This is a genomic window from Rhizobium sp. B230/85 (assembly GCF_019355735.1).
Classification (GTDB): domain Bacteria; phylum Pseudomonadota; class Alphaproteobacteria; order Rhizobiales; family Rhizobiaceae; genus Rhizobium; species Rhizobium rhododendri.
On record NZ_CP072156.1, the window covers coordinates 3,388,336 to 3,400,880 of the forward strand.

The window sequence follows — 12,545 nt, forward strand, 5'->3', positions numbered from 1 at the left end:
CAACGCCTTCATTTTCCATTCATGTGCCTGCCTTTAAAGAAACTGCCCTTGCACCATATGGCTGGGCGTATGCATCGTGGTCGGCCTGATGCCGGACGACGCTACAAGTTGAAAATCGGAGACTTTTGAATGCGGACGACAAGCCTGGCACTGGTAACGACCCTGATCGCTCTTACGGCAGGCGCTGCCTCGGCGCAGACCTTTCCCGGCGGGCCCGGCGCCATCGTGCTTAAAGGCAAATGTGCCAAGCTGGTGGTCGGCAAGCTCGACGCTACGAAGAAGTGCAAGAACGAGCTTGCAAGCGTCACCGCCCCTAACGGCACCGTGACCTTCATCTTCACATCCGAGGGCAAGATGCTGGGCTTCGCCGGCGATGGCAAGACGATCAAGGCCGCATCGAACGGCAACGTCCGCCTGGCGCTGAACATGGTCGTTTCCGGCGCCGGCACGACCATGACCGGCCAGGTCAAGGCCGCGGGAACATGCACCTTCGGAAATCCTTACAGCGGTAAGGAAGTGGCGATCGAATGCTCGGCGGAATCGAAGGACTCGAAGTTCACTGGCGGCTTCCGCACCGGTGGCGACACACCTGCAAAGAAGTAGCTTTCGCGGCGCCGGTTAGCCGGCGCCAGTGGGCCAGTTATCGAGAAACGCTGCTTTAGCCTTGCCGGTCGATCCGCTTCGACATCACGGCACCGCTTATCGTTGCCGGCACGCGGAGATCGTCGCGCGGCGCCGACGACAGGGTGAGGTCCACTTGGTGTGGCGGCAGGACCTGAGCCTTCCGCAAGGCGTTGGGTCGGCCGAATTTTCGTGGCTGCACCGCGTCGAATTTCGTTCCTGTCTGTTGAGTGATATGCTCCATGACTGCCTCCTCCGCAATCCGGTTGCGGGATGCAACCTGAGGTTCAACGTCGACCTGTTGATTTGGTTCCCGCTCCGCTCTTGACCACGACGGCAATCTCCTTACCTATGAGGCTCTGCGGATCAAGGACATCTGCCGCGGATAACACTGGTGCCGGGCCCCTCTGGCGAGAGTTTTTACGGCGCTCTCGTGATGTCGGTACCGCCTGCAGACAAGCCGGCGGATTTATCCCCATGAACAAGCTGACCATGCTTTTCTCGCATGCCGTCGAAGGCACGCGACGTCTACCCGCATTTCGCCTTCCCGCGTCCCCTGCCCCACAGGTGCGCCCATGACGCGCCCAACATCAGGCTCAGGGACTGGCCAGGGATCGGGCATGCCGGTCCTGTCCTATTTCAGATGGGCCATTATCGTTACCGTCGTCGGGTTGATCGGCGGCGGATTTCTCGGCTGGAAAATGACGGGAACGCTGGGTGGCATGGCCACCGTGTTTTTCATCTGCGTCGTGCTTGCCGTCCTGGAAATCTCGCTCTCCTTCGACAATGCCATCGTCAATGCCAACAAGCTGAAACAGATGACGCCTGTCTGGCAGCAGCGGTTCCTGACATGGGGCATCCTGATTGCCGTCTTCGGCATGCGGATCGTCTTCCCGCTGGCGATCGTTGCCGTCGCCGGCGAGATCGGCCCATGGGAAGCGCTGCGCATGGCGGCGGTCGAACCCGAACAATATGCCAGCATCATGAAGACAGCCCATCTGCCGATCGCAGCCTTCGGCGGCAGCTTCCTGATGATGGTCGGACTGACCTATTTCTTCAACAACGAGAAAGACGTCCACTGGATCGCTTTTCTTGAAAAGGCCATGGCGCGGTTTGCCACCATCAAGGGCGTCGAGATCTCGATCGTGCTGATCACGATGCTGGGTTTTGCCGCGCTTCTCGATGGCGACGATGCCACTCGCTTCCTCTACGCAGCCATCTACGGCCTGCTGACATTCCTGCTCGTCGAAGTGCTCGGCGGCCTGCTCGATGCATCGCAGCGGACCATGAGCGAGGCTGCCCGAGGCGGCGTCGGCGCCTTCATCTACCTCGAGGTGCTCGATGCCAGCTTCTCCTTCGACGGCGTCATCGGCGCATTCGCACTGACCCAGAACCTGTTCGTCATCGCCATCGGCCTCGGCATCGGCGCGATGTACGTCCGCTCCATGACCATCATGCTGGTCGAGAAAGGCACACTTGCCGAATACCGGTACCTCGAACACGGTGCCTTCTATGCCATCCTCATCCTGGCGGTCATTATGTTCGTCCAGACGTTGGTTCACATCCCTGAGGTAGTGACCGGCCTCGGCGGCGCGGCCCTGATCGGCCTCTCTTTCTGGTCTTCGGTGCGCTATAACAAGCGTCACGAGAATAGCGCACACTCGACGAGCCTGCGTCCAGACGAAACGCCCTGAGACGGATCGAAGCAAGGTTTTGCGCAGGTCGGACTATGCCGAGATCGCAAACTGCCTTAACCTTGCCTTTGATTTAATGACATATTTCAAAACGAACGGTTGGAGAAACAGAAATACCCGGTAGAATCACGCTGCTTTTGGCGGCTAAAAAGGGCCGCAGAGATTTGCGTTAGACGACCTTGCAGGAGTTTTGCAGGGCGGCCAGGGCGGCCTCGCCTGCAGAAATTCATCGACGACAAGTTTTAAAGAGGATCGAATTCATGGCAGCAAAAATCGTCCCGGTCATCATGGCCGGTGGCAAGGGAACTCGATTGTGGCCGCTGTCGCGCGCCACGGCGCCAAAGCAGTTTATCCAGTTCGTGGGAGACCAGACACTGTTTCAGAACACCCTGTCGCGCGTTTCCGACAGGGACCTTTACGAAGCGGCCATCGTCGTCACCAATGAGGAGTTCCGTTTCCTCGTGGCCGAGCAGGCCCGCGAACTCGGCATCGAACTTGCAGCCGTGTTGCTCGAACCGGTTGCCCGCAACACAGCCCCCGCCGTCGCCGCCGCCGCAACGCTCGCCAACGATCTTTTCGGCAACGACACCATCATCCAGGTTCTGGCCTCCGACCACGAGATCACGGCAGACGCCACCTATTTCGATTGCATCCGCATCGCCCGTGCCACGGCGGCGGAAGGCAAGCTGGTCACCTTCGGCATCACCCCGACCGAGCCTGCCACCGGCTACGGTTATATCGAAGTCGGAAAGTCGCTGGCCTCTGGCGCCCATGCGGTCAAACGCTTCATCGAGAAGCCACCCGCCGACAAGGCCGAAGCGATGCTCGCTGCCGGCGGCTTTTACTGGAATTCCGGCATCTTCGTTTTTCCGGTGACGCCGCTGCTGGCGGAGCTGACCGAATTTGCACCGGCCGTGGTCAAGGCGGCCAAGGAAGCCCTTGCCAAGGGCGTTCGCGATCTCGACTTTACCCGTCTGGACAGCGAGGCCTTTTCCAAGAGCCCCGACATATCCATCGACTATGCCGTCATGGAAAAGACGTCGAACGCCGCCGTTGTCCCCTCGTCCTTCCTGTGGTCGGACCTCGGCAGCTGGGATTCGGTTTGGAAGGTCGGCAAGCAGGACGAGAACGGCAACGTGTCGGCCGGCAACACGACGCTGGTCAACACCAAAAACTCTCTCGTCATGACCCACGGTACTCATCTTGCCGTGCAGGGTCTCGAGAACGTCGCCGTCATCGCATCCGAAGATGCCGTCTATGTCGGACATCTGAAGGACAGCCAGGACGTCGGCAAGCTGGTCAAGCTGCTGGCCGGCCACAAGAAGACCGCGACACTCACCGAAACCCATCCCACGTCCTATCGCCCCTGGGGCGGCTACACGTCGCTGATCAAGAGCGACCGCTTCCAGGTGAAGCGCATCTTCGTGACGCCCGGCAAGAAGCTGTCGCTGCAGAAACACCATCACCGCTCCGAGCACTGGATCGTCGTCAAGGGAACGGCCGAAGTCACCATCGGCGACAAGGTGCAGGTCGTGCGCGAGAACGAGTCCGTCTACATCCCGCTCGGCGAAGTCCACCGCATGGCCAATCCGGGCAAGATCCTGCTGGAGCTCATCGAGGTGCAGACCGGCTCCTATTTCGGCGAGGACGACATCATCCGCCTCAACGACGAATTCGGCCGCACCTGAGGCATACGTCTGCAACGGACCAGCGGCGGGCGACAGCCCGCCGTCAGACTACTGCAAATTCCCGAGTGACCTGTAACCGGTTGCCAAACTCTCCTCCCATCCTCCTCGCCCTCACTCCCCCTCTTCCTCGCCCTTGTGGCGGGGATCCAGTCAGCTCAAGTCCTTGAGCTGAAGGAGTCTTTGACCCGACAGACGTCGTATCTCTGGCCACCCGCCACAAGGGCGAGGATCACGGCGAGTGGGGTATCGCCCTCGTCAAACAAAGCTTCTTGAAGTTTGGCAGCCGTCTGACGGCGGGCAAAGGCCCGCTATTGGCGCTTTAGCGCCAGGATGTGGACACGGTCGGTAAAGCGCCTTGCTTTCTGTCGTTGCATTGCACACTATCCCCTCGGGAATAGCTGGCAAAAGAAAAAAATATGTCCATCAAAGCAAGTATCTACCACCTGACGCACTACAAGTATGACACGCCGGTCCGGCTCGGGCCGCAGATCATAAGGCTGAAACCGGCCTCGCATTCGAAGACCCGCGTCATCAGCCATTCGCTGAAGATTTCGCCGGAAAATCACTTCGTCAACCTGCAGCAGGACCCTTACGGCAACTACCTGGCGCGCTACGTCTTTCCCGATCCTGTTACCGAATTCAAGATCGAGGTCGATCTCGTCGCCGACATGACGGTCTATAATCCGTTCGATTTCTTCGTCGAGGAATCGGCGCAGATGTGGCCCTTCGACTATCCGGAGGATCTGCGCGACGACTTGAAGATCTACATGCAGCCGGAACCCATGAGCGACGCGTTGGCGGCCTTCATGGCGACCATCGACCGCTCCCCGACCGGCACCACGAATTTCGTCGTCGACCTGAATGCCCGCCTGCAGCGCGACATCAACTACGTGATCCGCATGGAGCCCGGCGTCCAGACGCCGGAGGAAACGCTGCTGGCAGCGCTTGGCTCCTGCCGCGACACCAGCTGGCTGTTGGTCGAAGTGCTGCGCAACCTCGGCTTTGCCGCCCGTTTCGTTTCCGGCTACCTGATCCAGCTGGCTCCTGACCTGAAGGCGCTCGACGGCCCCTCCGGCACGGAAGTCGATTTCACCGACCTGCACGCTTGGTGCGAAGTCTACCTGCCCGGTGCAGGCTGGATCGGCCTCGACCCGACCTCCGGCCTCCTGACCGGCGAAAGCCACATCCCGCTGGCCGCCACCCCGCACTATCGCAATGCCGCGCCGATCTCCGGCGCCATCTTCGGCCAGGCCAACACCGAATTCGATTTCGCCATGAACGTGACCCGCGTCGCCGAGCATCCGCGGATCACCAAGCCGTTTTCAGAGGAGTCCTGGCAAGCGCTGAACGCCCTCGGCGAGGCCGTCGACAAGGTTCTGGTCGACCAAGATGTCCGCCTGACCATGGGCGGCGAACCGACCTTTGTGTCGATAGACGACCTGCAGGGCGAGGAATGGAACACTGCTGCCGTCGGCCCGACGAAGCGCGATCTCGCCGACAAGCTTATCCGCAAGCTGCGCGAACGCTTTGCACCCGGCGGCTTCCTGCATTACGGCCAGGGCAAATGGTATCCGGGCGAAAGCCTGCCGCGCTGGACCTTCTCACTTTATTGGCGCAAGGACGGCAAGCCGATCTGGCAGAACCCCGCCCTCATTGCCGCCGAAGGCGCCGACACCGGCGTCAAGGCCGAGGATGCCGGTAAACTCCTCACCGCCATCGCCAGGGAGCTGGCCATCGAGCCCGACATGGTGCTGCCGGCCTATGAAGATCCGGCCGAATGGATCATCAAGGAAGGCAGCCTGCCCGAAAATGTCGATCCGTCGAATTCGAAGCTCAAGGACCCCGAGGAGCGCAACCGCATCGCTCGCGTTTTCGAGCGCGGCCTGACGGTTGCGACCGGCTACATCCTGCCGGTGCAGGCGTGGAACGCCAAGGCCAGCGGCCAGCGCTGGATCAGCGAAAAATGGAAGACCCGCCGCGGCAAGATCTTCCTCGTGCCCGGCGACAGCCCCGTCGGCTATCGCCTGCCGCTCGGCACCCTGCCCTACGTGCCGCCTTCGAGCTATCCCTACATCCACGAGGCAGATCCCTCGATCCCCCGCGTACCGCTGCCTGATGTCGTGGTGCCGGCCGGCCGCGCCATGCCGGAAGCCTCCTTCCAGACCGACGACAGCGGCCAATCGCGGGTCGAGCAGACCATCGGTGAAATCGGTGGCGCGGTGCGCACGGCCATGTCTGTGGAGCCGCGCGATGGCCGCCTCTGCGTGTTCATGCCGCCGGTCGAGCGCATCGAGGACTACCTCGAGCTGATCGCTGCCGCTGAAAACGCAGCCGCCGAGCTCAACCTTCCGATCCATATCGAAGGCTATCCGCCGCCCCACGACGAGCGCATCAACGTCATCCGCGTCGCGCCCGACCCCGGCGTCATCGAGGTCAACATCCACCCGGCCGCCAGCTGGCAGGAATGTGTCGCCATCACCACGACCGTCTATGAAGAGGCGCGCCAGACCCGTCTCGGCACCGACAAGTTCCTGATCGACGGTCGGCACACCGGCACCGGCGGCGGTAACCACGTCGTCGTCGGCGGCAAAAACCCCGCCGACAGCCCGTTCCTGCGCCGCCCGGATCTACTGAAGAGCCTGGTTCTGCACTGGCAGCGCCATCCCTCGATGTCCTATCTGTTCTCCGGCCTGTTCATCGGCCCGACCAGCCAGGCGCCGCGCTTCGACGAAGCCCGTCACGACAGCCTCTACGAGCTGGAAATAGCCATGGCGCAGGTCCCCGCGCCGGGAATGGGCGAGCCGCCGCTTCCGTGGCTAGTGGACCGGCTGTTCCGCAACGTGCTGATCGACGTCACCGGCAACACCCACCGCTCGGAAATCTGCATCGACAAGCTGTTTTCCCCGGATGGCCCGACGGGCCGCCTCGGCCTCGTCGAATTCCGTGGCTTCGAAATGCCGCCGAATGCCCGCATGAGTCTTGCCCAGCAATTGCTGGTCCGCGCGCTCATCGCACGCTTCTGGAAGGAGCCGATCGACGGCCGTCTTGTCCGCTGGGGAACGTCGCTGCACGACCGCTTCATGCTACCGCACTATATCTGGCAGGATTTCCTCGACGTGCTGGCCGATCTCAAGGCCCACGGCTTTGACCTCAGGCCGGAGTGGTTCCAGGCACAGCTCGAATTCCGTTTCCCGTTCTCGGGCGAAGTCGAATACGAAGGCAACAAGCTGGAACTTCGCCAGGCACTCGAACCATGGCATGTCATGGGCGAGGAAGGGGCAATCGGCGGAACTGTTCGCTTCGTCGATTCATCGGTCGAGAGGCTGCAGGTCCGGCTGGAGAGCAATAACCCGTCTCGCTACACGGTCGCCTGCAACGGTCGCGCCGTGCCGTTGACACCGACCGGCGTCGCCGGCGTCTCGGTGGCCGGCGTGCGTTTCAAGGCCTGGCATCCGGCCTCCGGGCTGCACCCGGTACTGCCCGTCAACACGCCGCTGACCTTCGATATCTACGATACGTGGTCGCAGCGGTCGATCGGCGGCTGCATCTACCATGTTGCGCATCCCGGCGGTCGCAACTATGAGACTTTCCCGGTGAACAACAACGAGGCGGAAGCTCGCCGCCTTGCCCGCTTCGAACCGTGGGGCCACACTGCTGGCGCCTATCCCCTGCGGCCAGAACTGACATCCCCGGAATTTCCGCTGACCCTGGATCTCAGGCGTCCGACCGGAATTTGAACTGAGAACGCGATGTCCAAGAAACCGGCAACTGTAGGCACGGAAAAGGCAACGGCTGACATCGGCATCGATCCGGCCTTTGCCTATGCCGCCATGCCCGGCGTCGCCGACGAGATGGTCGACAAATCCGGCGCCGTGCGTCCCGTCTGGCAGAAGTTTCTGGCGGGCCTCAGCCGCATGCCGGAAAAGGAGCTGCACGAGCGCTTTGCCCGCGCCGACCGTTATCTCCGCGATGCCGGCGTCTTCTACCGCGACTACGGCACCAAGGGTGTCACTGAACGCAACTGGCCGATATCGCATATTCCAGTGCTTATCGACGAGCGTGAATGGCAGACCCTGTCGGAAGGCCTGGTGCAGCGCGCGAACCTGCTGGAAAAGGTCATCGCCGACATCTACGGCGACAACACCCTGGTCAAGGAAGGCTATCTCCCACCGGCTTTAGTGGGCTCCAACCCGGAATTCCTGAGACCGCTGGTCGGCGTGAAACCGGCGGGCGGCCACTATCTGCATTTCCTGGCTTTCGAGATCGGCCGTGGGCCAGATGGCAACTGGTGGGTGCTGGCCGACAGGACGCAGGCCCCGTCAGGAGCGGGCTTCGCGCTTGAAACCCGCGTTGCCACGACCCGTGCCTTTTCCGATCTCTATGCCGATGCCAGCGTGCATCGGCTCGCCTCGTTCTTCGGCGCCTTCCGCGATACGTTGCAGGCCATGAAGCAGGGCGGTGACGGCAGGATCGCGGTTCTCTCGCCCGGCCCCGCAAACGAAACCTATTACGAGCACGCGTACATCGCTCGCTACCTCGGCTTCATGCTGCTCGAGGGCGAAGACCTGACCGTCGTCAATAACCAGGTGATGGTACGCACCGTCGCCGGACTGAAGCCGATCAGCGTCCTCTGGCGTCGCCTGGACTCAAACTATGCCGACCCCCTGGAACTCGCGCAGCACTCCCATATCGGCACGCCCGGCCTTGTCGAGGCGTTGCGCTCGCAATCGGTGACCATCGTCAATGCGCTCGGCTCCGGTGTGCTCGAGACGCGGGCGCTGCTGGCCTTCATGCCAACGATATCGCGCCACCTGCTGGGCGAAGAGCTGAAACTGCCCTCGATCGCCACCTGGTGGTGCGGCCAGAAGGCCGAGCGCGCCCAGGTCGCCCGCAACATCGAGAAGATGGTGATCGGGCCGGCCTATTCCCGACTTCCCTTCTTCGACGACAACGGACAATCCGTGCTCGGCTCGACCCTGCGCGCCACGGCAAAGGAATCGATTGCCGACTGGCTGAAGAGCGACGGTCGCAAGCTGGTCGGACAGGAGGTCGTCACCCTGTCGACCACTCCGGCCTGGATAAACGGCAAGCTGCAGCCGCGGCCGATGAGCCTGCGTGTCTTTGCCGCCCGCACCGAGAACGGCTGGAAGATCATGCCCGGCGGCTTTGCCCGCATCGGCAGCGGCGACGATGTGGCAGCCATCGCCATGCAGTCGGGCGGATCGGCTGCCGACGTCTGGATCGTCAGCGACAAGCCCGTCGAGCGCCGCACGCTGTTGCCGACGGAGGAAACTTTCACGCGCAACATGCCGGGAAGCCTGCCGAGCCGCGCTGCCGACAACCTGTTCTGGCTGGGCCGCTACATCGAGCGGGCCGAAGGCGCGCTGCGCATCCTTCGCGCCTGGCATGGCCGTTTCGCAGAATCCGCCGATCCCAACCAGCCGCTGCTGGCAGACGTCAGCGACTATCTCGGCATCGTCGACATCGACACCAAGGAGGCTGTGCCGGAAACCCTGCTGCGCAATATCGAGAGCGCCGTCTATTCCGCCAGCAACATTCGCGACCGCTTTTCCCCCGACGGCTGGCTGGCCCTAAACGATCTCGCCAAGACCGCCCGACGTTTCAAGGACCACGTGAAAGCCGGCGACGACGCCAGCCATGCGATGACGATCCTTTTGCGCAAGCTTGCAGGCTTTGCCGGTCTGGTGCACGAAAACATGTACCGCTTCACCGGTTGGCGCTTCCTGTCTCTCGGTCGCTACATCGAGCGTGGCCTGTTCATGACCCGTGTACTCGGCCATATGTCAGGCCCGGATGCGCCGGACGGATCGCTCGACATGCTGCTCGAAATCGGCGACAGCGTCATGACCCACCGTCGGCGCTACAACGTCAATACCGCGCGGCTGACGGTCACCGACCTCCTGGCCCTTGACCCGCTCAATCCGCGCTCGATCCTGTTCCAGCTGAACGAGATCCACCGCGAGGTGGCGCAACTTCCCGGCGCCACAGTCAATGGCCAGATGTCGCCCTTCTGTCGCGAGGCACTCAGGCTACAATCGGGCCTGGCAGTGTTGACGCCTGAAACCATGACGGCCGACGCCTACCAACGGCTTGAGCGCGAACTCGAACATCTGTCGGACCTTCTGGCTCACACCTATCTGGGATAGATCATGCAATACGACCTGTCCCTGAAAATGGGCTATACCTACCAGATCCCGGCCTCCAACGCCCGTCACATGCTGCGGTTGCTGCCCCTGTCGCTGCCGGGCCGCCAGCGGCTGGTAGCGGGTTCCCTGACGATCTCGCCTGTCCCGGAAGAGCAGAGGCTGTTTACCGACTTCTTCCTGCATCCGACGACCTCGCTCCTGGTGCGCAAGCCCCATGAAAAGCTCGAGATCCGGATGAAGGCCCGTGTACACGTAGAAAGCCTCGCAACCACGGCAGATTTCTCGCCGCTTCTGCCGGACCTAGCAGACGAGATCGCCGATTGCTGGTCTGTCGATGCCTTGTCTCCGCACCATTTCCTGAGCGCCAGTCCGCGCCTCTCTGAAAGCACCGAGATCGCCGACTACGCCCGCCAGTGGGCATCGAGCCCGCTCACCGTGATGCAGATCGCCCGCGCCATGTGCTCGAAGATCTACGAGGACTTCACCTATGACGGCAAGGCGACGAATGTCGACACCACGCCGGACCAGGCTTTCAAGCTGAAACGCGGCGTCTGCCAGGACTTCTCCCACATCATGATTATCGCGCTGCGCAGCCTCGGCATCCCCGCCGGCTACGTCAGCGGCTTCCTCCGCACCATCCCGCCACCCGGCAAGACGCGGCTCGAAGGCGCCGATGCAATGCACGCCTGGGTGCGCGCATGGTGCGGTGAAACCGTCGGCTGGATAGAGCTAGATCCGACTAACGATATACCGGCGAGCACAGACCACATCGTCGTCGCCTACGGCCGTGACTATTCCGATGTCGCACCGGTCATTGGCGTGCTGAAGAGCTACGGCAGCCAGAAGATCGACCAGGCAGTCGACGTCATTCCTCTCGGCTAGATTCCCAAAACTGGAATATGCAGCCGGATCGCTCAATTCGTACCTAAGTTGTCAATGCAATGAAAAGGATTACCCGACTAGGGTACCCAGAGTTGTGGGGCAATACCTTAGGTGAACATGATGAGCACCAGTTTCAGATCCGGTTTCGGCTTGCGCCGTTTTTTCAGCGACCGGAGCGGCAATTTCGGCATTCTGACGGCGCTAGCGGTGCCCGTCGTATTTGCCGGCGCCGGAGTGGCAGTAGACGTCTCCAACATGGTGTTGTCGAAGAACCAGCTGCAGAATGCGACCGATGCCGCAGCACTGGCGACGGCCAGCGCATTGGCCGACGGAACGACCACCACGACGAATGCACAAGCCTTCGGCAAGGACTTCGTCTCCGGCCAGATGGCAAATTATCTCGGGTCCGACGCGACCACTCTTGCGGCCCTGAAATCGGGCACCAAGGTCAATGTCACACCCACGACCGATGCTACCACCGGCAGCAAAAGCTATGCCGTGTCGATAAACGGCAGCTTTCCGCAGCAAGTCAACGGCATGACCAAACTGTTGGGATGGAATCAGGTCACGATTGCAACGTCCAGTTCGACTTCCAGCAACAGCGCGACCGCGGCCACCTCGACCGGTCAGGCGCTTTCCATGTTTCTCGCTCTCGACAAGTCCGGTTCAATGGCCTGGGTCACTAGTACGAAGGACACAAGCCAATTGGCTTGCTGGAACTACACGGAATCGTCTTGGCCATACGCCTATTACACAGCGCCTTGCTACGTAAGCAAGATAGCTGCACTCAAACAGGCCGCTGGCGTGCTGTTTGACCAGTTGGACAAGAGCGACCCGACGAAAGTTCTCGTTCGCCTCGGGGGGCTAACCTACACAGACACCACTGACACGGGCAAGCCCGAGCCGCAAACCTGGGGAAGTTCCTCGATGCGCAGCTACGTCAACAGGATTGATGACGTGCCAACAGGAGGCACAGATGCGAGCGGCCCCATGGCCCAAGCATATAGCGCGCTGACGGCAAACGCCGAAGCATCAGCGCAACTGCTGAAGGGTAACAAGACGTTTGCAAAATACATAGTGCTGATGACGGACGGTGAAAACACAGGCCACAGCAGCGTCTGGAACCCGTCGCTGGACACAGCGACCTTGAACAGCTGCAAAAGCGCCCGCGATGCCGGCATAACAATTTACACCGTGGCGTTTATGGCGCCTACTAACGGCCAGAACATGCTCAAATCCTGCGCTGGCAACATCTCCAACTATTACCAGGCAAATGACATGATCAGCTTGGTCGCAGCGTTCAAGTCAATCGGCCAGAAGGCTGCCGACCAAACGGTCCGGATGACCCAGTAAGCCCAGATGGGTCCGATACATCTCACCCAACCACCCCACCCGCTCCACCCCTCGGAGCGGGTTTTCTTTCGCGTTCAGGGTGTCGCTTGCTGCCGAAATCAGCCCTTTGGCGCGCGCAATTGACGTGCCGCACCAACCTC

The 12,545-nt window shown here is 61.4% G+C and carries 8 protein-coding genes; 7 read left to right on the forward strand and 1 reads right to left on the reverse strand.

What is annotated here, in order from left to right; genetic code table 11:
• Positions 1 to 129: 129 nt before the first annotated feature.
• The gene (locus J5289_RS16335; protein ID WP_209206455.1) at positions 130 to 603 is read left to right on the forward strand and encodes a hypothetical protein; all 474 of its coding nucleotides are present in this window, start codon (positions 130 to 132) and stop codon (positions 601 to 603) included.
• Between the two features lie 55 nt (positions 604 to 658).
• Here the strand turns inward: J5289_RS16335 and J5289_RS16340 are convergent, their stop codons facing one another.
• A complete protein-coding gene (locus J5289_RS16340) occupies positions 659 to 865 on the reverse strand; it encodes a hypothetical protein (protein WP_209184900.1) in 207 nt (68 codons plus the stop codon).
• Between the two features lie 376 nt (positions 866 to 1,241).
• Between J5289_RS16340 and J5289_RS16345 the strand changes: the two genes are divergently transcribed.
• The 6 genes from J5289_RS16345 to J5289_RS16370 all read left to right on the forward strand — a co-directional run bounded on the left by J5289_RS16345 (position 1,242) and on the right by J5289_RS16370 (position 12,405).
• Positions 1,242 to 2,315, forward strand: coding sequence for a DUF475 domain-containing protein (locus J5289_RS16345; protein ID WP_209184986.1), 1,074 nt, complete (start codon positions 1,242 to 1,244; stop codon positions 2,313 to 2,315).
• Between the two features lie 260 nt (positions 2,316 to 2,575).
• The gene (locus J5289_RS16350; RefSeq protein ID WP_209184901.1) at positions 2,576 to 4,003 is read left to right on the forward strand and encodes a mannose-1-phosphate guanylyltransferase/mannose-6-phosphate isomerase; all 1,428 of its coding nucleotides are present in this window, start codon (positions 2,576 to 2,578) and stop codon (positions 4,001 to 4,003) included.
• 416 nt (positions 4,004 to 4,419) lie between these two features.
• Positions 4,420 to 7,740, forward strand: a complete 3,321-nt coding sequence (locus J5289_RS16355; RefSeq protein WP_209184902.1) for a DUF2126 domain-containing protein — start codon at positions 4,420 to 4,422, stop codon at positions 7,738 to 7,740.
• Positions 7,741 to 7,752: 12 nt separating this feature from the next.
• On the forward strand, positions 7,753 to 10,170 hold the full coding sequence (locus J5289_RS16360; protein ID WP_209184903.1) for a circularly permuted type 2 ATP-grasp protein: 2,418 nt from the start codon (positions 7,753 to 7,755) through the stop codon (positions 10,168 to 10,170).
• A 3-nt stretch (positions 10,171 to 10,173) separates the two neighbouring features.
• Positions 10,174 to 11,052, forward strand: a complete 879-nt coding sequence (locus tag J5289_RS16365; RefSeq protein ID WP_209184904.1) for a transglutaminase family protein — start codon at positions 10,174 to 10,176, stop codon at positions 11,050 to 11,052.
• 117 nt (positions 11,053 to 11,169) lie between these two features.
• Positions 11,170 to 12,405, forward strand: coding sequence for a TadE/TadG family type IV pilus assembly protein (locus tag J5289_RS16370; RefSeq protein WP_209184905.1), 1,236 nt, complete (start codon positions 11,170 to 11,172; stop codon positions 12,403 to 12,405).
• Positions 12,406 to 12,545: the final 140 nt, after the last annotated feature.